The sequence below is a fragment of the Bacteroidales bacterium genome (assembly GCA_014860575.1).
GTDB lineage: Bacteria > Bacteroidota > Bacteroidia > Bacteroidales > JAAYJT01 > JAAYJT01.
This window is the reverse complement of sequence record JACZJK010000052.1, coordinates 100,103-121,771: the sequence shown is the minus strand read 5'-3', so window position 1 is coordinate 121,771 and position 21,669 is coordinate 100,103. Positions and strand designations below refer to the sequence as shown.

The following is a 21,669-nucleotide window of genomic DNA, read 5'->3' as shown; positions in this document are numbered from 1 at the left end:
CGCTATGCCTGCTAACAGAGAAAAGATTGAAAAGTGGTCGCTGGCTTACCACCTTTTAAAATATTATGTTGACTGCGCGTTTAAGTGCTATTACCGGGTCAGGTTTATAGAGAAAGAACGTATAAACCTTATAGAACCGTTGATATTTGCCCCGAACCATCAAAACGCCCTGATGGATGCATTGGCAGTGCTTTGCAGTTGGAACTGGCAGCCAGTTTTCCTTGCCCGAAGTGATATCTTCAACGGGAGGCTTCTGGTCAAAGCACTGAATTTTATAAAGATGCTTCCAGTTTACAGGATGCGCGATGGATTCTCAACGCTCCAGCAGAACGACGCTACCTTTAGGCAAACCATGGATGTTATTAATAATCGCAATGGCCTTGTAATTCTTCCGGAAGGTAGCCATTTGGCTAAAAAACGTTTGCGGCCATTAAAGAAAGGTATTGCCCGGATCGCATTCCAGGCCGAAGAAGCTTCAGGCTATAATCTGGGAATCAAAATTGTACCCGTTGGTTTGGATTATGAAGACTATAAAATCATTGGTAGCAATCTGTTGGTGAGTTTTGGAAAACCTGTACCGGTTGAACCATATCTTGCATTATACCGCGAAAACCCTGCGTTGGCTTATAATGCACTTATGAATGATATTGCTGAAGGCCTTGATTCAGTAATGCTTAATTTCAAGGATGAAGCAAATCATGATGAAGTATTATTGCTTGCTGACATTATCTCTTTCTATCAAACAGGAAAACCAACAAGACATTCCAACGCATACAACATTTTCGAAAAGAAGAAAGCATTGATTACTAAGCTTAATAAACTTTGGGAAGATCAATTGCCAATCTATTTTGATTTGATTGAAAAGACCAGGAAACTGAAGGTTCTGTTACATCAGAATAATCTCAGCCATAAAAACATTGAACAGCTTGATGCCAACGTATTCCTCACCATGGTTCAGAGCTTTTTCTTATTCCTGACATTGCCTTTATTTGTTTACTCTTTTGTTAACCTGGCGTTGCCCATTAGCTTGTCAAAATATATGGGTTCCCGGTTCAAAGACCGCGACTTTCACGCTTCTGTACGGCTGGTGGTTGGACTTGTAGCATTTCCGTTACTTTTCCTGTTGCAAACCCTTGGCTTCTGTATTGTTTTCGGATTCAATATAAATGCAGTGATTTACTTTGTAAGTTTGGTTGTGAGTTTAGCCGTTGTATATCGCTGGCGTAGAATTTTCTATAGTTGTTGTGTCAAACTAAAAGTTATCACTTTGCAACTTTTTAAACAACAGATATTTAATGAATTAAAGAACCAACTTGACGGAATTGTAGAAACTTATTCCTTTTCATCCAAATCTCATTCGCAATAATTCTTGCGTGATTATTATTCAATGGTCAGGCAGTGTGAACCTTTGAAGTGGTGATTTAACCTAAAACTATTGTAAAAATTGAGTGTTCAGGGATATACCTGGCAAAAATTTACTTACTTTTGCAAACTCTTTTTGAAAAGCTATCTCATGAGTACAATTAATATAACATTGCCCGATAATTCTGTAAGGCAATATCCTTCAGGAACCACTGCCCTTGAAATTGCATCCAGCATCAGCGAAGGACTGGCACGCAATGTTTTATCTGCCAAAGTTAATGGTGATGTACAGGATGCCACACGCCCCATCAATACCAATGCTACCCTGCAACTCCTTACGTGGAATGATGCTGAAGGTAAAGCAACCATGTGGCATTCATCAGCGCATCTCCTGGCTGAAGCAGTTGAACTGCTTTATCCTGGCGTAAAGTTTGGGATCGGGCCTGATATTGAAAATGGCTTCTACTATGATATTGATTTCATGGACTATACCATTTCAGCCGATGATCTCGAAAAGATTGAGCAAAAAATGCTAGAGTTGGCCAAAGAAAAGCAAACTTATAAACGTCGCGAAGTTTCAAAATCAGAAGCCCTTGAATATTTCACAACCAAAAAGGATGAGTATAAAGTAGAGCTGATCACTGAATTACAGGATGGTGAGATTACTTTTTATGAATCTGGTCATTTCACTGATTTGTGCCGTGGCCCTCATATGCCCGACACCAGCCCGATTAAAGCTGTAAAACTCCTCAATATTGCAGGAGCCTACTGGCGTGGTGATATCAACCGTAAGCAACTTACACGCATCTACGGGATCACATTCCCAAAACAAAAAGAACTCACTGAATATCTTGAGTTACTTGAAGAAGCAAAAAAGCGCGATCACAGAAAAGTTGGGAAAGAACTTGAATTGTTTGCCTTCTCCCAGAAAGTAGGGCAGGGGCTGCCGCTCTGGCTTCCCAAAGGTGCTATCCTTCGGGAAAAACTTGAACAATTCCTCAAAAAAGTGCAGCGCAAAGCCGGCTATGAACAGGTAATAACACCGCATATCGGCCACATTGATCTTTACAAAACTTCGGGGCATTATGAAAAATACGGACAGGATTCATTTCAGCCAATCAAAACTCCAATTCCTGGCGAAGAGTTCTTTCTGAAACCCATGAACTGCCCCCACCATTGCGAAATATACAAGAGCAAGCCACATTCATACAAGGATTTGCCCATACGCTATGCCGAGTTTGGAACCGTTTACCGTTACGAACAAAGTGGAGAACTTCATGGTCTTACCCGTGTACGTGGGTTCACACAGGATGATGCCCACATCTTCTGCCGTCCCGACCAGGTAAAAGATGAGTTTAAAGGAGTGATGGATATTGTGATGATTATTTTCAAGGCGCTGGACTTTGAAAATTTCACTGTTCAGATTTCATTGCGCGATCCTAACAATCATGAAAAATACATTGGCAGCGAAGAGAATTGGGAAAAAGCCGAAAGAGCCATTATTGAAGTTGCCGAAGAGCGCGCACTTGCCAACACTGTTATAAAATACGGTGAAGCCGCTTTTTATGGTCCAAAAATGGACTTTATGGTGAAAGATGCACTGGGCAGAAGCTGGCAATTGGGTACAATTCAGGTTGACTATAATCTTCCTGAGCGGTTCGAAATGGAATACACCGGAAGTGACAACGAGAAACACCGGCCAGTAATGATCCATCGGGCGCCATTTGGCAGCATGGAGCGTTTTGTTGCTGTTTTAATTGAACATTGTGGAGGTAGATTCCCGTTGTGGCTCGCACCTGAACAGGCTATCATTCTGCCAATCAGCGAAAAATATCAGAATTATGCTGAAAAAGTTTTAGAATTACTGAATATTTCCGAAATTCGCGCCCAAATTGACGACCGGAATGAGAAAACCGGTAAGAAGATCAGGGACGCAGAGTTAAAGAAAATTCCATACATGATCATTGTAGGTGAAAAAGAAGAAAGCACTCAGTCATTGTCGTTACGTAAACATGGACAAGGCGATGTGGGAACTTTTTCAATTCAGGATTTTGTTACAATGGTTCAGGAAGAAATTGATATTGCAATGAATTCTTAAAAATATGTTTCACTAACACGGAGGACCAAGTTATAGCAACACCGTTTAAGCGCCCCAGAGGGGGATTTGCCCCAAGAAAAAGACAGGAAGACCCGCACAAAATCAATCAGTATATTACTGCACCAGTGGTGAGGGTTGTTGGCGAGAATGTTGAACCAGGAATTTTTAACCTGCGTGAAGCGTTGGATATCGCAAGAAGCCAGGATCTTGATCTTGTTGAGATTTCACCTACAGCCAATCCACCTGTATGCAAAGTGATTGATTACAGGAAATTTCTTTACGACCTCAAAAAGAAACAAAAGGAAATGAAGGCCAAATCGGCCAAGATCGTTGTAAAGGAAATACGTTTGGGGCCCAATACTGACGAGCATGACTTTGATTTCAAGCTCAAACATGCCTCCAACTTTTTAAAAGAAGGCGCCAAGGTAAAGGTTGAAGTGTTCTTCAAAGGCAGGACAATCGTTTACAAGGATAAAGGAGAGCTGATGTTGTTGCGGTTCGCACAGGAACTGGAAGAAATTGGAAAAGTTGAACAATTGCCAAAACTTGAAGGAAAGCGCATGATAATGATTGTGACTCCAAAAAAATAATAAACTTCTGATAATTATATCGTTTATAGTAACTTAACAATTGATTTGTAATGCCGAAGATGAAGACAAAATCCGCTGCCAAAAAGAGGTTCACCCTTACAGGAAGCGGTAAAGTGAAGAGGAAGCATGCATACAAAAGTCACATTCTGACCAAGAAAACGACGAAGAGGAAGAGAAATCTTACTTATTCAGCCACCGTTCATTCGGCAGATGAGAAAAATGTAAAGCTCATGCTTTGTAAATAACAATTATGTTTAACCTTACTTGCAGCCAGTAAAGTTCCTCATTAATATTGAGGGCGCTCAAGTGAAAAAATGAAAAAATGCCAAGATCAGTAAATCATGTTGCCTCGAGGGCACGCAGAAAAAAGGTTCTAAACCAAACAAAAGGACAGTTTGGCCGACGTAAAAACGTTCACACAGTTGCAAAAAACTCTCTTGAAAAGGGTTTGAAATATGCCTATCGTGACAGGCGGAACAAGAAAAGGACTTTCAGAAGTCTTTGGATTAACCGCATCAACGCCGCAGTGCGTTCTCACGGTATGAGCTATTCAGAGTTTATGGGAGGGATGAAAGCTAAGAATATTGATATCAACCGCAAAGTGCTGGCTGATTTAGCCATGAACAATCCCGATGCATTCAAGGTGATTGTTGAGCAGGTAAAGGAATAGTTTTACCACAATTTCTATTTAAAGGCTATCGTATACCGGTAGCCTTTTTTATTGGTTGCAAGCGGCAACCTTGAGTCCCTTCTGAAAAGTCAATAAGCCCCTAAATTACTCACTTCGTTCGTGAGATCGCTTCGCTAAGTTCCCTAAAGGGGACTTCCACAAATTGCTGATTTTTAGCGTTTCTCCGCCGCGGCGGATCAAGGGTTAAAAACGATAAAAATCAGCAATTTTCGACTTTTCGGAGTGGACTCAACCTTTAGCCCTTAAAATTGTTGATGTTTAAAATTCAGCACCATTTTATGAATCAAGATATGGAACAATTCCGCAAGGAATACAGCCTTCTCAGTCTTTCCGAACCAAATACTTCATCCGATCCTTTTGATCAATTCAGTCTATGGTTCAACGAAGCGATTGACAGCGGCATTCAGGAACCAAACGCGATGGCCTTTGCAACAGCCAGTCCGGACGGAATGCCTTCAATAAGGATGATGCTTTTAAAAGCAATTGAAGCAGATGGTTTTGTATTTTTCACAAACTATTACAGTCGAAAAGGAATCCACTTATCAAATAATGCCAAAGGCGGAATGCTGTTTTTTTGGAATGAATTGCAGCGCCAGGTAAGAATAGAAGGCAAGGTTGCAAGAACCACAGAAGAATATTCGGATGAATACTTCCTGAACCGGCCTTTCGAAAGCAGGGTAGGGGCTATTATTTCGCACCAGAGCGCGAAACTGAACTCACGGGAAAAGTTAGAAGAAGATTTTAAAAGAATGATTGAAGATGAAAATCAAACGCTTGCCCGGCCTGAGTATTGGGGCGGTTTCATCCTGAAGCCAGTGTTGTTCGAATTCTGGCAGGGCCGTGAGCATCGTTTGCACGATCGTGTTCAGTATAGACTGAAAGATTCAGTTTGGCTAAAAGAACGATTGGCTCCTTAATCCCGGCGATCTACATTTGAAATAAAATCATTCAGGAGAAAAAGCATTTCATCAATTTTCTCTGTACTAAACCCTTTTTCCAGGGCTGCTTCTTCGAGCGTTCCCCAAATAGGTTCCCCACAACGGATGCAGCGGATTCCATGATCAGAAAGAAATTGAATTGTTCCTGGAAAACGATCCACTAATTCCTCAATGGTTATTTCTCTTTGAATTAACATAGGCATTTAACTACCTGCAAATTCAGGGATAACAGATTCCTTCATTGTAAATTCTTGTGAAAAACTTTAGAGCGTTTGCCTTATTCAATTAAATAGCGAGATGCTCTTTTCTGAGCAAGTCGTTGATCACCTTCACCGGGTTAAAAGTTATCACAGGAACCTCCACAAATAATGTGATCCAATCGGCCATTGCGCCGTTCCATAATCCAGGCAGTTCCTGTGCTTTAAGTCTTTTGCCATCTTTTGATTTCTCTGAGATAAACCCCGTTGCCGGGTCCACAAAGTCGGGAAGGTTGAATGATTCGCCTTTGTAGTTTTTCAGGCTACAAACCAGGTCAACCGGGTTAAAATGTGTGGATTTACTGAATATTTGTTTTTGACCTTCATCAGCAAGATCAATCTGCGATGACTCAACAATTTGAAGTGAAATGTTTCCATCCTTGTCCGAAACCCAAAAAGGCCCGCCTCCGGGTTCGCCTTCATTTTTCACCATTCCGCAAACCCGTATGGGCCTGTTCAATTTACGCCTTAATAATTCTATTTTATTATTGCGATCCAGCAGCCGGAAGTTTTCTGGCAACCTGATGCTGAGCTTTTCGTTACAATACTTCGCCATATCAATCAATCGTTCTTCGCGGATGTCATCATTTTCAAGCGATATCAACATCCGGAACACCTCTTCCTGTAACTCAACAAGCAACGCTCCAATAACTTCCTTATATAAATAAGTAGTGGCTTTGAGACGATCGGGAACTACATTATCAATATTCTTAATAAAAACAATATCGGCTTTCAGGTCATTCAGGTTTTCAATCAGCGCGCCATGCCCTCCGGGCCTGAACAGAATACTTCCATCGCTTTCCCGGAAAGGATTATTATTCATGTCTACTGCAATAATATCAGTGGATGTTTTCTGAGCAGAAAATCCAATGTTATAGCGAATGCCAAACCTGCGTTCGTACCGTTCCCTGACAGCTTGTACCAATGATTCAAAGCCTTCCTGATGTTCGGGTGAAACAGTAAAATGAACCGTTGCAACGTCGTTGCTATCGCAGGTGTAATGCGCTGCCTCCACCAGATGTTCTTCCATTGCGGTGCGGGAGGGCTCGTTATGGTAAGCATGAAATTTTAGCAAGCCTTTGGGCATGTTTGCATAGTTAAGGCCAGCTTCATCTAAAAAATAATTGAGGATGTCTATGTAACCATTTTCATTTAACGCATCAGTAAGCTTTAATCCTTCAGCACGCATTCTTTCGTCAAGATCATCGTAAAAGGCAAATTTTCTAATGTAGTTGAAAAAATAATAGGCAGAGTTAAAACTCTTATCAATGAATAATACTTGAGCATTGGAGTTGGCTAAAAGTTGATCCCTGAATTCAAAAAGAACTTTGAACATCCTGCTTGCAGCGCCAGAAGCAGGAACAAATTTGATGATCTCACGGCCTTTTATTGCATTCTGATAGCCCGTGGCAAGTTGCTGAACCCGGTTTTCATCAAGCTGGAAAATGCCATGGCTTGGGGTTGCCGGCGCAACAAGTTGCATGAAAGGAAAACCGGTTTTGTAGTTTTCAATTTGTGCCTCAACAATCGATGTATTGATGCCTTTGGAATGCATTGAGATAAGATCTTTTTCTGAAAACATAGCAGGTTGTTTAGTGAGGTTTGGAAGCACCCAAAAATATCAAAATAATTTATAGCAGGTATGGAGATTGCATAAAAAAGTTTATTTTTGCAACCCCAAAACGGAAATACTACAGCAGTCTGTTTTGTGATGTTCTGCCCAGGTGGTGAAATTGGTAGACACGCCAGCTTGAGGGGCTGGTGTTCGCAAGGACGTGCAAGTTCGAGTCTTGTCCTGGGCACATTACTATTACTCATACAAAATGAACAGTGAGCAATATACTATTTGTTTCAGTCTGTTTATTTTTGTTTAAGAAGCCCGGATGGCGGAATTGGTAGACGCGCTAGTTTCAGGGACTAGTATTCGTAAGGATGTGCAGGTTCGAGTCCTGTTCCGGGCACCAAAAGCCATATAAGTCTTGTAGCTCAAAGGTTGCAAGACTTTTTTAATTTATACCTGCCAGAATCTGTAACGTAATTTCGTGTCATTGAAAATTTAATAACCGGTTGGACGTTACTGCTATGATTGCAAACCTTTATGCTAAAACATTATAGTACAAAACTAACCCTTGTTTTTTCGATGTCCTTGAAATCCTTTAGTGCATTTTGCCTTCTTTGTATTCAACTGGCACTATGCGGTTCAGCTTACTCACAACCCGTAATAATCAACAAGGGAGGCCGTCATTATCTGCAAAAGATTGGAACAGATGAGCATAAAAAGTTAAACCCCCTGGGTCAAGTAATTCTTAAAGAATACGCAACTGCACTTGCAACAAACCCGGCCAATCTGAATTCGGTTTTCCAGTGCGAAATAAGCCGTGATGCAACTATCGCTGCAAATAATGAAGTTACGGCCAGGCTAAGGATTGTCAATGCTACCGTAAGGGGTGATGCTACATTAAGAGGTTTTGATATATCAGATGCTCTGGCACCGGCCCTCTTCAATGCCGATGTGCTGCTTACAACATCAAACGATGATACCTTGCTGTATGAGAAGCAGCAGTCGCTGAGGTTAAGCAAAGGGAGTTCTGCGCATATCAGGTTCCAGGTACAGATTCCACCGGAGGTTGATACAGTCTGGTTCGAAGTGCAGAATTTGTTCTTTTTCCATGAAAGACCCGATGTTCAAAAACTCATATCCAGGGTTCAGAAAATTGCCGATTACTATGCAGCTGATTACCTCTTAAAGATTGTGCAAGAGCAGCTTGCATCAGTTAAATGCACGCAATACGACTTCCTTCCACAATGCTTCCTGGCACTCATTGAAGTGGACCGTGTTTTAAAGCATATTGGTAAAGCAAACTTCTCAGAACAACTTTCACTCGGAATTGCCGATCCGGTAGCATTGCAACGAAGATTTGAACTTGCAGCAAATACCCATACGTATCTGATGCGTGAATTCAACGGATTGCTGAATAAAAATAATCGCATCTATCTCACTTTAACTGAAGATGCACTCGTTCTCCAATATATAAATGGTATTCTCAGGTATATTGACGACAATCCTGAGCCCGGTTTTGCGGCAGCGCCCTTTATAAACCAATTAACAGTTATAGAATATTCCGGAAAGGAATTTGAGCAGCAGGCAAAAATTTTCAGGCAATTGGCTCAGCAGATTTACCCGGAACTTTCGCAGGAGAACGCGTCCGCACAATTGCTTTCGTTAATTTATGACGCAATGCTTCGTAAGGCCAGCGATTATGTTCAGGCAGTAGAATTCAATAAAGCTGTTGTGTTGCATGAAAATGCAGGACGTTTTTGTGAAGCGTTCGAAGAAATAGAGTGCAACGACAATGCATATTTCGAATTGTCAAAAGCCAAGCATGGGTTATATGGGTTTTACCTTTCAGTTGCGAACCGGGCTATTGAGATGCAAAGACCTGACATTGGATCTTCATATGTTTTTCTTGCCCGTGAATATCAGCGCAAAAATAAGCATCTTATCATACACGACGGCGAAGTAATGATTATGCTGGTGAAACTATTTGATGCTTATGTAGTAGAAGCTGTCAAATATAATGAGGCTAAACGCTATGATTCAGCACTGATAATCCTTAACAGGGTTATGCTACCTGATATAAATATAACTCCATCAGCTGCATGGCATTCGCAAAAAGCAGTTACAATGAACGGGTTGCTTGCAGGCAGGCTAATTGGATTTTCCTCGGCTCTGGATACATTACCATTGGCTGTTACCGAAAACATGTATCACAATCTTGTGCAATTTATCAGCAGCGATATGTATGGAATAGGCTTAACTGATGACAATAGTGATTCATTTCATACAATCCAGCAAAGATTTGTTAAGCAACTGATTAGCGCAGCAAGATCGGACATGGATGTGGCGTATTTTGAGGAAGCAATGCGTAAACTGCTCTTAATCCGGAGTATTATAGGCAAACAGGTCACAGATTCTAGTCCCGAAGTTGACAGCCTTACGCTTATTGCGGGTCGGGAAGTGATAAACAGAATTCTCAGAGAAACCGTAGTATTGATAAACCAGGGAAAAACCGATGAGGGTTTTGAACTTTACAGTAAGGCATTGCAACGAAGTGAGGAATATGGATTAACTACTGATACAGTTACTCAAATTCGTCTGAATGATATTTACGATGCTTACCTCGCCATTAAGTGTATTCAACATCAAACCCGCCTCGACCAGGTTTTGCAACATGCCGAAAGGTTGGCAAAGTCACAAATGTTTATACAATTGACTGATACTTTGAACGCGGCGCTAAAAGAGGTGGGCAGTTTTAAGCCATGCAAATTGTCAATTTCATCTGCTGAAACTTTATTGAGCAAGTATCAACAACCTTATGAGTTTCAACGATCCTTGCAATTAGCGAACAGGACACTGGCAATGAATGACTTCGTAGCATGTTTGCGATACATAGAACTCGCTGAAAAAATATCCACACACGATAACCTCAAAGATTTCGGTCTGGAGCAGTTTTCGATACTCGGGTATGCAGTAAAAAAAGCTAATCCAGCCCTCAATTGGTATGTTGCGGGGCGTTTCGTTCAACTACAAAAATCTGATGAAGCACTTGCAGTGCTTGAGCTACTCAGGGAAGCCGGCGTGTCATCTGTTGAAACAGAAGCAATACTACAAGAAGTCGGCTTCTTAATAGGTTCAAGAGACAAAACAGAAGTAGGTTTTTTTAAGTCCTTTTCCAGTCCAAAACAATACACAGGCGGTAACCCGTGGTATAAACCATTCAATAAGGCATATCGCAAAGGATTGGGATTCAGATTCCCCTGGCTGTTCTAAACATTGTACCGGGCTTGTTTTCTAAAAAACCAGATTGTTGATCCAATTTCATTGAAAATTTATTAACTTAGCCGGGCATTTAGACCTGCAGTCAATTACCGATGGTTTAGTTTATTCATAAAATTCAACATTCATGAAAAAGAAACTTCTGCTCATTAGCAATTCAACCAATGCCGGTGAAGAATACCTGGGATGGCCACGGCAACACATCATTGACTTTATGGCAAATACTGACGTGAACAGGATATTGTTCATACCATGGGCTGGTGTTAACCTCTCTGCCGAAAGCCTGACAGCTTCCTATGATATCTATGAAGAAAGGGTCAACAATGTTTTCAAACTTCTCGGATTGGAAATTTATTCAATTCACAAAGAAAAAGACCCAATTCATGCCGTTAAAGAAGCCAGGGCCATTGCAATTGGAGGAGGCAATACTTTCCATCTGGTTTATATGATGCATCAATCAGGGATTATGGAATCCCTGAGGCAGCGCGTTGAAGACGGACTTCCCTTTATGGGATGGAGCGCAGGAGCTAATGTTGCCTGCCCTACATTGCGAACCACCAATGACATGCCTATCATTCAACCCAAAAGCTTTGATTGCCTAAACCTGGTTCCATTCCAGATCAACCCGCACTATCTTGATGCTAATCCTCAGGGACACGGTGGCGAAACGCGTGAACAACGCATTAATGAATTCATGGCAATCAACAGGCAAATCATTGTTGCCGGATTGCGCGAAGCTACTGCACTTTGGGTCGAAGATGATTCTATAAAACTGGTTGGAGCACGTCCAATGCGGGTTTTTAAATATGGGCATGAACCAAAGGAATATCAACCCGGTGATGATGTCCGGTTACTTTTGAGATAACTGCTACCTCGCAAAGCAAATGCCTATCGAATAGTACCAGTGTGCTCTGCGAAATCATGATTGATAGTAGTTCCAAACTCTAACCATTAGATCAAAACAGCCATAACATTGGTAAACCATTAATAACTTTTCATACAGTAGAGCTAATTGCCTATACTGCTTTTGTTTCTATTGATTATTTGTTTTTGGTATTTCCAATAATGATCATTGTCTTGTCCTGTCCTCAATTCAAGCACTTTGTCCCATTCTGGTGCTGATAAACAACCTCAATCCATTCTAGGTTGCTTACATTCAGCATGTAAGTTATTTGGTATAAAGTTTGAGAATTCTTCGTTTGAGCACTTGAAAAAGTGTTTAAGATTAATCAGAAGAATCTTTTATTATTACGAACCATTGCAATTTTAGGATGCAGTTATCAGATTTGTAATTTCTGATGACTGTTTGTGAGGGCAAAATCTTCATAAAATACTGATTGCATTAGTGTATTGGCGCATAGCCAATCACCTTTATAATGCCTGTTGGCGGGGGATCAAATAGTGAAATATACAATACTAGCCTTAATGCTGATTGCATTTTCTACAGCATGCCGTAAAACTCCATCTGTTGATGTGGTGGGTCATTGGCAAATAGATAAACAGCTAAATGCCAGGTATTCCGGTCTTGAAAAAACAAGCGAAACGATGACGGAACTATGCGATTCCTATATGCAATTAAACAACACTGGAACAGGTTCATTGATTTATCCAACAGCTGAAATGCCATTTAGTTATGTTGTTAATGAAGATGAACTGGTTCTCGCAACTGAGTTCTGTAAAAGTTCAACCTGGTATATTGTTGAGTTTACCGGAACGAACATGGTGATAGAACACAATAACCCATCAATGGTAACGGTAAGGTATTTAAGCCGGATTGATTGATAATACCGGTTCCACAAACCTATCGCTTGTAAAACTCCATTGCTGCACGCTACAAACTAAAAACGGCCCTTCCAATGGCCTGCTTTCCGTATTTCAAGCGGATGCGATCCAAGGCCTGGTAAAGGTTTACCATTTCCGGCGTATCGTCGAACATATTGATCTGTTGCATTCCCGATACCAGATGACTGAACCTTACCCCAATCAACCTGACAAGCATACGACGCTGATAAACGCGGGCAAACAAAGATTTTGCCACCGGTATAAGCATATGATCAAGCGCCGTGTATGGAATACGTTGCTGCATGGTATGGGTGTCAAAATTTGAATACCTGATTTTAACAGTAACACAGGAAGTAAGTTTTTGCTTTTTTCGCAACTGAAAAGCAATCTTTTCAGTCATCCCGGTAACCAGGCTGTTAAGCATGGCAATATCGGTAGTATCGGTTTCAAAGGTAGTTTCTGTACTGATTGATTTGCGTTCGGAGTAGGATTGAACAGGCGTTGGATCAATGCCATTTGCTTTTTTCCAGATTACGATTCCATTTTGCCCGAGCACTCTTTCAACCATTTCAGGAGGCATACAACTTAATGTGCGGATGGTGGCAATGCCCATAGAACGCAGTAAATGATAAGTTTTATCGCCTATCATCGGTATTTTTCTGATTGACAGCGGATCAAGGAAAGGCTTCACCTGTAGCAAGGGCACCTGTAACTCACCATTGGGCTTGGCCATGCCTGTGGCAATCTTCGAAACAGTTTTATTAACCGATAATCCCACCGATATTGGTAAGCCGGTGTTACGCATGATGCTTTGCCGGAGTTCGTGTGTCCATTTCATGGATCCAAAAAAACGATCTATTCCGGTAATGTCCAGATAGTGCTCATCAATTGATGCTTTTTCAAACACTGGCGCTTTTTCGGCAATAACTTCAGTAACCATGCGCGAATAACGCGAGTAGGTTTCAAGGTCGCCGCGTATGTACACGGCATCAGGACAAAGAATGCGTGCCATTTTCATAGGCATGGCCGAGTGCACACCAAAATGACGGGCTTCATAGCTGCAACCTGCCACCACACCGCGGTCGGACATTCCACCTATAATTACAGGCAAACCATTCAACCGGCTGTTTTGCAGTCGCTCAACCGACACGAAAAATGTGTCAAGATCCATGTGAACAATGGTACGCAGTGTATTGCCGGATGTTGTATTCATCATTTTTTTGAAAAAAAAATTATGATTTTTTTATAAATGTTTAAACAATGTATTACCTTTGATCAGTATTTAATCAATTTATTGACGACAATATAATCATTATTTCTTAAAAGCAACCGGATCCTAAAAATTTTAATCACCTTGGTAAAATACATTAAAGCCATGCAATTCGCCAATAACATCAAATTACTACGCAAACGCCGCGGCCGCACCCAGGAAGATGTAGCCTTTTCGCTGGAAATGAAACGCTCCACCCTGAGCGGTTACGAAAATGAGGTTGCCGAGCCAGGAATTGATGTCCTCATTGAATTTTCAAAGTATTATAAAGTCTCTGTTGACACCTTATTGAAGGTTAACCTGTCGGCGTTGAGAGAAAGTGAGCTGTCGCAAATAGAAATGGGGTATGATATATTTTATTCGGGAAGCAACCTGAGGGTTCTAACAACAACGGTTGATCCCGGCAACGAAGAGAATATTGAACTGGTAAATGAAAAGGCTTCGGCAGGCTATGCTACAGGTTTTGCCGATCCTGAGTACATAAAGATCTTGCCAGCTTTTCAGTTGCCTTTTCTTTCAAAGGAAAAGAAATACCGGACTTTTCAGATAACTGGTGATTCCATGCTGCCTATTCCCGACGGCTCAATGGTGACAGGTGAATTTATTCAAAACTGGAACCTGGTTCGCGACGGGCAGGCATATATCATCCTGACAATTGCTGATGGACTTGTTTTTAAGATTGTTCAGAATTTATTGAAAACGGAAGGTAAACTACGGGCTTACTCACTGAACTCATTGTACGAACCTTATGAGATTGATGGAAAAGAGATTCGGGAAATGTGGCGCTTCGTGCATTATATCAGTTCAGAGGTACCTGAACCAAACCTTCCGCGGGAAGAACTTACGCAAACCATTGTACAGCTAAAAAGAGATGTGGATATGATAAAACGAGAAATAAACGCCCAGCCATCAAAACTTCCTTTTCCTGAGCAATAATTTACAAATCGGCACAAAAAAAGCAGCAGATAATCACCCCATTATCTGCTGCAAAAGGAGAACAAAACAGAAAAAAGCAATTCTTACTATCTTTAATTAAGCGCTGGCATTTGCACTTCTGAAAATACGGCGAATTGTTCTTCCGTATGTATTTCCATAATTGTTAACACACCAGTCGCGTAACTTCATTTTTTCTTCATCTTTTTCTTCACCCATCCAAAGAAGGATTTTTCTTAGTTCCTTACCGAATAGTGATTCGTCGAAACTGTACTGTAGTAAAATGTATTTTGATAATTCAAACATGGCCGTATTTTTTAGAAATGTGCGATGCTATCATCATTATAAAAACCTTGCCAAACCTGCCTTTTGACAAGATTTATTATTTTACTCTACTATTTATAAGGGCTTTATAGTTAATGAACCAAAGTGTTGAGAATAGGAGAAAAAAAGCAGCGTGGAAAAATTCCCCGTATTGAGGAAACGGGTTGAGGAAATATGCTAATAATACACAACTTCGCAGTCTGGAACAGCTCTCTTAAAACGGTTAATAAAGTATTGCCATACATTGGTATTATAGCATCTGAGAAGTTCCAATCCTTTGAGGCTCTCGAGTGGGATCAGGCTGATTATCTTTGTATTGTAGCAATCAAGTTGACGTAATGAGTGCAAATTGCTTAGTGGCCTCAGGCTCCTAACCTGAGTTCCTGAAATATTTAGAACTCTAAGATTTGGCAGGTTTCTTAAATCATTCAGGTTTCGTACCATTGTATTTGAACAATCCAAAACCGTGAGCTTATTCATTTGGCCTAAGGGTTGAAGACTGCTTATAGGATTATTTGAACAATACAATTCCTCAAGATTCCTGAGTGACCCGAGTGAGGCAAGGTCTGTTACCTGTAAATCCGTCATTTTAAGAACCCGTAAACGGTGGAATAACTCAATGTGCTTAAGACCCTGAAGTTCGCGGGTATTGCTGATGTCAAGTTCATGCTGGTCAATCATGCGATGCAGATCATACTTTGTTGGTGGATTATCAATAGTAAGCTGCGACTTTAAAATATTTACCCAGGCTTCAGGTAAATTCTGCCACCACTCAGTTAAAAATTCGGTTTGGTGGATCACGGTTACAAGCGGGTTCGCATCGTAAATCAATGACAATTCTTCCGCGTTTACCTGAATTCCATCACAAATTACCATTTCCAGATTAGTGTGGGTAGTGATTGGTAAAAGTGAAACTACATTGGTAAATTCCAGATCAAGATGCTTTAGTTGATAATTTGATTGTAATGGTGATAAATCATCCACAGGGGTATAAGCAAACTTTACTGTTTCCAGAATCCGAAGGTTCGCCAACACTTTAATGTCTTGAATATGCGTGGAAGAAACATCAAGTTCAACTAAATCAATATTCTCCTTTAGGGTTTCAATAGTGAAGATATTCGTTTCGCGCGCTAGCAACGACCTAAGCCCGAGTAACTTCTGAAGTGGTGAAAGGCTGAGTATTTCCTTGTTGCCGCTAATATCAATAAGAGTAAGATTTGCAACTTCGTGCAGTTCTTCGCGGGTGGGTGGTTCGGATAAGGGAACATATTTTCCGAAAACATTTCTCCAGGATTGAGGAACTCCATTCCACCATGTTGAAAGTGCTTCTGACTCATGTATAACCAGGACCTTTGGATTTTCCTGCATAAATTTATTGGCTTCCTCTCTTGTAATTGGAGTTCGATCACAATAAATACGCTGAAGTGATGGCAAACCGGAAAGTACCTGAATAGTGCTTATCCCGGTTCCCTCAATTAAAAGGTACTGAAGGTTAGACAAGCTTGTAAGCGCCTCAAGATCTGTAATTTTAGTATTATCGGCATGCAATCTTTCAAGGGATTGTAAATCGCCGAGTGCATCAATACTGCTGATGTTTGTGTTCGAAATATCAAGTACAATGCAGCTAATTAATCCACCTAAGGGATTAAGATCCATCACAGGTGTGTTGGTAAGCCGGATATCGCGCAATAAGCTCAAATCGGTAAGTGCTGTGAGATCCTCAACCAGCGTATTGGCAAAATTGATGCGTTCAAGAGATGGGAACGCGCTTACAGGTGACAGATCGTTAATGGTAGTATTGCTGATATCCAATGACTTCATGTTGATCGCGTGACGCAATGGATCGAGACGCTGAACAAAGGTTTTTGAAATTATCAGGTTCTCAAGACGGGTAAGGTTACGTATTGGTGTGAGATCATCAACATGAGAACCACTGATATTGATGGTTTTGAGTTCGGATAATTTAGCAAGAGGTGAGAGATCAGAAATAAAAGAAAAATCAGATATATCAATGCTTTCCATCTTCCATATCCGACCTATTTCGCGATAGATTTCACCGGTATTCAAAAACATCGTATCAGCACGACGTGTTTCCATAACATAACCTTCAATTACAGTTGAATGGAAGCGTTCGATCAGGATTTTGCCATCTTCAAAGCTGACAATGTCTTTCAGTGGCAGGTTTTCGTTAATCATAGTTCCTTTTGCAAAATACAACCGCCAATCGGAATCCAGGCTTGCCCACCAGTTACGCATGTCTTCTTTTTCGCTTAGCTTGGTTGTGTATATGCTGGCTATTTTTAAATCGCGTTTATCGCGATCAAGATTGATTTCGATGAAGCGGGCCTGGTTGTTATAAATGGAGTCGCCTTCGACTGTTTTCCCACTCAGGTTTCGGGTTGAGGTAACGATGAAGAAAACCTGGCCTTTATCATTTACATTATAGGAAATGTCTTCAATCGTAAAGGTGAATTCAACATTCTGAAAGAAAAAATCCAGATCTTTCAGGTAGGCCTGCACCTCCTTGTTGGTGACTGTAAAGCGACCTTCAACAAGATCGTCTTCAATTTGAACCTTGCTGGAGGTAAAAAACTTCAGGTAACTTTGATTGATTATAATATCTTTTTCCCTGGCGCTCACGTTGGGGTCGCCAATTGAGTTAAATGCATATTCCATAAACCTCACCAATTGCTCTGACTGGCGGGTGAATTCAAGCATATCTTCCTGTGACAAAGTTGGTTTTGAGGTCTTTTCTTGTCCGAAAATTTCAACAGGATATGCAGAAAGCATCAGGACGATGCAGGAAAATAACAGGGTAGAATATGCCCTATTCATAGTATATGTATTTCAACAAATCGTCTTTATTTATTTCACTGATATCAACCAAGCTACTTATTAACCATCCAGAGTTCGGGCCGCTGCGCTGTGTATCCGACAGCTCAAAATACCATCCCGGAACCTGGAAAAAATGGAATTTCACGTTTAAAACAGTTTGAAAAGTTAAATTGTTTCTTTTCAATTCATAAAGAAACACACTGAGATAATCAGGTTTAAAACCACTTGCTGCATAATTAGCCACTTTTTGGGTTTCCTTAAACACTTTGATCAGGTTCATAAAATCAAGCTCATGACTGAGCGGATGAAGAAAGTGCAATTTGCCATCGTCTTCATTAATAAATAATTCATGGAAAGGTTTGAAGAATAAATTTGTGATGACCCATTTATAGCCGTGGTTTTCTTCTTCCAGTTTTAGAAACAGCGTTACTTTTTCTTCTCTGCCATAGTACATAAACCTGGTTGTGACTTCAGCAAACCAATCGCCTGTATGAAAGTTTAACAGCAGCGGATCAGATTTGGCTGTAACCTGCTCAATAAAATCGCGGCGCTGGGTCTTATCAATATAAGGACTCTCAAGGTCAAAGATCATTTGGAGATACTTTTTCCGCACTGCAGCATCACGATAATCGGGATCATTCAGTTGATAGCGTTGACCGTTTGAGCCTTCCTCGCCATTAAAGCGTCTGAAAAACTGGTTTACTTGTTTGGTCTGGGCATAAAGCGTGGCTTCATCGCCCAAATAACTATCAATGCTTTGTGCCATTGAGAGCACAAAGCATTGCAGCAAGAAGAAAGCAAAAAAAACGAACCTTATCATGGAGTTGTTTCAGTGACCCTGATATCGCCTAAAAGTACATCCCAGAAATCAATGAGCCGCCCACCAATTTGTGTTTGTTTGCGTTCAACATAAATTGTGATGTCTTTCTTGGTTGTATCGCGGTACACCATTTTATCGCCAACGGTACCTTCAAATATCTGGTAAATGGTTATCACACCAACATAACGTCCATCGGGTTGGCGTTCAAGATCGCTGATATAATGAATATCATACCATTCAATTTTAACATTATCGTAATTCAAGGCCATGAGCCTTTCAAGGTATTCGCGAACGCTATAGAATGCAATCTCGGGACGGTACAATGATGAAACACCCATCTGGCTTCCATCGGCGAACAATTCAAGGGTGCGTTCAATTACCCGGTTAGCCTCAGCCCAGGGAGTGTTTTTATTACCAACAATTGAAATATACTTACTCAGATCCCTGACTTTTTCGAGCGCCAGTGAATCAATCGCCTGTTTGCGTGCAGGGCTCAGATCATTAGCCTGGGCTTTCAGTACCACCGGTAGTGAGGCCAACATGAAGATAATCAGCAATATTCTTGTTTTCATCTTTATTCGGGTTTTTAATATCTTGTTCTTAATTCAAGTTCTGTGACTTTTCCGGCAGCATCGTATTTGACGCTTTCAATGTCGTTGTTGTATCGCTTCTGATCTTTTAACAGTTCCAGGTATTTCTGGATTGTAGTTGGCCGGTCGTAATCTTTTACAACTCCTTCTTCACTGATCAGAATCAGTACAGGAACATCGGGTGAGGCAAACAATTTTAATGCATCACTTATTCTGCTATTGGCATCACGGAGGTTGGAAGCCGCAGCAACTCCAACAAGTGCATTCTGAAGCGGGCTAAATTTTGTGGCTTTTTCCTGTTCTAGACGAATTCTCTCCAGACGTTCCTCTTCAGCACGTTTTGCTTCTTCTTCCTGTTTCTTCAGGTATTCAACCCTGTCGCGGGCAAGTTTCTCTTCAGCCCTGATAATCAGATCGTTTATTTCTTTATCATCAAGGTTCATGTCTTTAACAGCCTGTAGTTTTCGTTCTTTCACTTCGAGCGCTAAAAAGCCATCGTCGTTGATAATTTCAAACAGTTCGGCTTTGGCCTGTTCGATTTGTGCCAATCGTGCTTCCTTAGCATGTTTTTTTGCAAGCCGTTTCTGGCTCGAACAGGAAGTGCCGCCAAATGCCAACAACCCTGCAAGTACAAATACAAGCATTCTGTTTACAGGCAGCCATGCTGCCAGTTTGTTTTGGTATAAGCTTTTCATAAATCTGATTTTTTCCCGGTTCATTGTTATAATTATTAAATATTAATGGTCTTGCTTGTTCGATGAAGTCAAAACCCTAAAATCCTTTGCCCTCTCAGTCATTGCATCCTTAACGTTAAGGTATTAATCCTTATTGCAAATAATCACAACTTCAGGTGAAATATTTTGAAAGTAATTGGTAGCGTTTTGTTTGAAAACTGCTTTGGTATTATGGCAAATGAGGCAATGGTTCAGCCTTAGTTTTTGACTGGGATCGAAAAATTTTCGCATCCTGATAAATCATCAAAAATCAGGCACATAAAAATAATGCCCTAGGCCAATGGTATAAATAAAGTTGCCATAAATGGCGTGCTCAATGCTTACAGTGAGCAGAGATTGGTTTCGTAAATAGGTTTGTGCCCAAAAAATACCAACAATGAAACCTCCGAATAAAGCAATCCAGTTATTGAAAATAATATGCATGAAGGCAAAGAGAAAAGCATTCAGAAACAAGAGCAGTTTTTTGTTCGGAATGATTTGCTGATATCGGTGAAAATAGAAAACACGGAAAATAAGTTCCTGCGGCAAGGCCGACCACAAAGGATAGAAAACCATGATGGCCACCCAAAGCCAGGGTTTTTCCTTCGGAATAACAAAGAGGTTTTGGGGTTCGAAGATCAACAGGTAAACGGTAAGCAAAGCGGCAGTGAAGAAAAATCGTACCATGATACATCTGAAACCACGAAAACGATTAGCGCCGAGTTTTTTGCGATCGAAATTCTTATCCAAGAGAAGAACGGCCAAACAATAAACAAATGCAAGCAGCAACGGAATGGACTTTGGCCCGGGGATCCAATCAAAATAAAACAGCAATGGCACGCCGATAAAAAGTACAATAAGTTCAGATACAAGTAAGAACCTTCTCATTTTTCTTCGAATCGTTTTCTTATGTATTGATTGATGACAGAGGTTTGATTTTCATTTGATGTGCTATAAATTATCCGCAGGGTAATTACTTCGTTCGTTTCACTTATTGTTTTTATTTCAGGTGTATGATTTACCGAAACCCAAGGTAATAATAACAGTTCCTTTACAATTTGCTCCTTGATGCTCTCAATCTTCTGTGTTGAAGGAATTTCCATAGTGAGCTCGTGACTGAGAATTGATTCAGCGGGAGCCTGCAAGCTAAAAATCTGGCCTGACAAGCGGCTGTAGGGTAATTTCGAAAACTGCCCGGACTCACTTTCCACTTCAAGACTGCGGTATCCCACCTTCTTGATTGTTCCATGAATTTCAGGAGTAATAATCTGCTGGTTCACCGCAAAAGCATTTTCAACTTTAAGTATTGTGCCGGCAATGTAGTCGCGTAGAAAGTACCAGCCAATTGTTATCAGTATTATCGAAACCACAACGATAATGATTTCCTGATAACCTTCCATTTCACTCAACAGACCTTTAAGCGTAAAAACGGCAAAAACTAACCAGGCAACAAGCTCAATGACTGGAAAAACCCTCAGAAAAAGCCTGACTGATTTTTTGTTATAAGCCAGTTTTTGCAATAACATGAAGCTTAAGTTAAAAAGAATAAACAGCCCCACGCCGGCAACCAGGTATAAAATGCTTTTCATAACAATAATTTTGTCTGTATCAAATTAATGTATCATTGTG

At 40.8% G+C, this 21,669-nt stretch carries 20 protein-coding genes and 2 tRNA genes; 12 read left to right on the top strand and 10 right to left on the bottom strand.

Annotation, left to right across the window (positions count from 1 at the left end):
* Window positions 1-4 precede the first annotated feature (4 nt).
* From IH597_14215 to pdxH, 6 genes are all read left to right on the top strand, one after another.
* Window positions 5-1,366 (top strand): 1-acyl-sn-glycerol-3-phosphate acyltransferase, encoded by a 1,362-nt coding sequence (locus IH597_14215; protein ID MBE0663607.1) that lies wholly within the window; start codon window positions 5-7, stop codon window positions 1,364-1,366.
* Window positions 1,367-1,513: 147 nt separating this feature from the next.
* On the top strand, window positions 1,514-3,460 hold the full coding sequence (gene thrS / locus IH597_14210; protein MBE0663606.1) for a threonine--tRNA ligase: 1,947 nt from the start codon (window positions 1,514-1,516) through the stop codon (window positions 3,458-3,460).
* Between the two features lie 32 nt (window positions 3,461-3,492).
* Window positions 3,493-4,050: a translation initiation factor IF-3 gene (locus IH597_14205; GenBank protein MBE0663605.1), complete on the top strand. Its 558-nt coding sequence runs from the start codon at window positions 3,493-3,495 to the stop codon at window positions 4,048-4,050.
* A gap of 50 nt (window positions 4,051-4,100) precedes the next feature.
* Complete coding sequence (gene rpmI, locus IH597_14200; protein MBE0663604.1) at window positions 4,101-4,295, top strand: 50S ribosomal protein L35; 195 nt, start codon at window positions 4,101-4,103, stop codon at window positions 4,293-4,295.
* A gap of 77 nt (window positions 4,296-4,372) precedes the next feature.
* A complete protein-coding gene (gene rplT / locus IH597_14195; GenBank protein ID MBE0663603.1) occupies window positions 4,373-4,720 on the top strand; it encodes a 50S ribosomal protein L20 in 348 nt (115 codons plus the stop codon).
* Window positions 4,721-5,019: 299 nt separating this feature from the next.
* Entirely contained in the window at window positions 5,020-5,658 is a 639-nt protein-coding gene (gene pdxH / locus IH597_14190) for a pyridoxamine 5'-phosphate oxidase (protein ID MBE0663602.1), read from the top strand.
* Here the strand turns inward: pdxH and IH597_14185 are convergent.
* A complete protein-coding gene (locus IH597_14185) occupies window positions 5,655-5,876 on the bottom strand; it encodes a DUF1858 domain-containing protein (protein ID MBE0663601.1) in 222 nt (73 codons plus the stop codon). The genes pdxH and IH597_14185 overlap by 4 nt on opposite strands.
* An 88-nt stretch (window positions 5,877-5,964) precedes the next feature.
* The gene (locus IH597_14180) at window positions 5,965-7,518 is read right to left on the bottom strand and encodes a DUF4301 family protein (GenBank protein ID MBE0663600.1); all 1,554 of its coding nucleotides are present in this window, start codon (window positions 7,516-7,518) and stop codon (window positions 5,965-5,967) included.
* Window positions 7,519-7,654: 136 nt separating this feature from the next.
* Here IH597_14180 and IH597_14175 point away from each other — a divergent pair.
* From IH597_14175 to IH597_14155, 5 genes are all read left to right on the top strand, one after another.
* A tRNA-Leu gene (locus IH597_14175) sits at window positions 7,655-7,738 on the top strand.
* A 75-nt stretch (window positions 7,739-7,813) separates the two neighbouring features.
* A tRNA-Leu gene (locus tag IH597_14170) sits at window positions 7,814-7,900 on the top strand.
* A 134-nt stretch (window positions 7,901-8,034) separates the two neighbouring features.
* A complete protein-coding gene (locus tag IH597_14165) occupies window positions 8,035-10,767 on the top strand; it encodes a hypothetical protein (protein ID MBE0663599.1) in 2,733 nt (910 codons plus the stop codon).
* A 133-nt stretch (window positions 10,768-10,900) separates the two neighbouring features.
* Window positions 10,901-11,638 carry a dipeptidase PepE gene (pepE, locus tag IH597_14160; GenBank protein MBE0663598.1) on the top strand — a complete coding sequence of 246 codons (738 nt, stop codon included), beginning with the start codon at window positions 10,901-10,903 and terminating at the stop codon, window positions 11,636-11,638.
* A 560-nt stretch (window positions 11,639-12,198) separates the two neighbouring features.
* Window positions 12,199-12,555, top strand: a complete 357-nt coding sequence (locus IH597_14155; GenBank protein ID MBE0663597.1) for a hypothetical protein — start codon at window positions 12,199-12,201, stop codon at window positions 12,553-12,555.
* Between the two features lie 49 nt (window positions 12,556-12,604).
* Here the strand turns inward: IH597_14155 and dinB are convergent, their stop codons facing one another.
* Window positions 12,605-13,768: a DNA polymerase IV gene (gene dinB, locus IH597_14150; protein MBE0663596.1), complete on the bottom strand. Its 1,164-nt coding sequence runs from the start codon at window positions 13,766-13,768 to the stop codon at window positions 12,605-12,607.
* A 162-nt stretch (window positions 13,769-13,930) separates the two neighbouring features.
* Here dinB and IH597_14145 point away from each other — a divergent pair, with 162 nt between their 5' ends.
* A complete protein-coding gene (locus tag IH597_14145; protein ID MBE0663595.1) occupies window positions 13,931-14,761 on the top strand; it encodes a LexA family transcriptional regulator in 831 nt (276 codons plus the stop codon).
* Window positions 14,762-14,857: 96 nt separating this feature from the next.
* On the opposite strand, the gene IH597_14140 is transcribed toward IH597_14145, so the two are convergent.
* The 7 genes from IH597_14140 to IH597_14110 all read right to left on the bottom strand — a co-directional run bounded on the left by IH597_14140 (window position 14,858) and on the right by IH597_14110 (window position 21,629).
* The gene (locus IH597_14140; protein MBE0663594.1) at window positions 14,858-15,064 is read right to left on the bottom strand and encodes a hypothetical protein; all 207 of its coding nucleotides are present in this window, start codon (window positions 15,062-15,064) and stop codon (window positions 14,858-14,860) included.
* Between the two features lie 195 nt (window positions 15,065-15,259).
* Complete coding sequence (locus IH597_14135; protein MBE0663593.1) at window positions 15,260-17,917, bottom strand: leucine-rich repeat domain-containing protein; 2,658 nt, start codon at window positions 17,915-17,917, stop codon at window positions 15,260-15,262.
* Window positions 17,910-18,737 carry a hypothetical protein gene (locus IH597_14130; protein ID MBE0663592.1) on the bottom strand — a complete coding sequence of 276 codons (828 nt, stop codon included), beginning with the start codon at window positions 18,735-18,737 and terminating at the stop codon, window positions 17,910-17,912. The genes IH597_14135 and IH597_14130 overlap by 8 nt, the downstream gene beginning before the upstream one ends.
* Window positions 18,734-19,309 carry a hypothetical protein gene (locus IH597_14125; protein MBE0663591.1) on the bottom strand — a complete coding sequence of 192 codons (576 nt, stop codon included), beginning with the start codon at window positions 19,307-19,309 and terminating at the stop codon, window positions 18,734-18,736. Before IH597_14125 ends, IH597_14130 begins: the two co-directional genes overlap by 4 nt.
* Window positions 19,310-19,323: 14 nt before the next feature.
* Complete coding sequence (locus IH597_14120) at window positions 19,324-20,022, bottom strand: hypothetical protein (protein ID MBE0663590.1); 699 nt, start codon at window positions 20,020-20,022, stop codon at window positions 19,324-19,326.
* Window positions 20,023-20,304: 282 nt separating this feature from the next.
* Window positions 20,305-20,928, bottom strand: a complete 624-nt coding sequence (locus IH597_14115) for a CPBP family intramembrane metalloprotease (GenBank protein ID MBE0663589.1) — start codon at window positions 20,926-20,928, stop codon at window positions 20,305-20,307.
* Window positions 20,925-21,629 (bottom strand): mechanosensitive ion channel, encoded by a 705-nt coding sequence (locus IH597_14110; GenBank protein ID MBE0663588.1) that lies wholly within the window; start codon window positions 21,627-21,629, stop codon window positions 20,925-20,927. The genes IH597_14115 and IH597_14110 overlap by 4 nt, the downstream gene beginning before the upstream one ends.
* Between the last annotated feature and the right edge of the window lie 40 nt (window positions 21,630-21,669).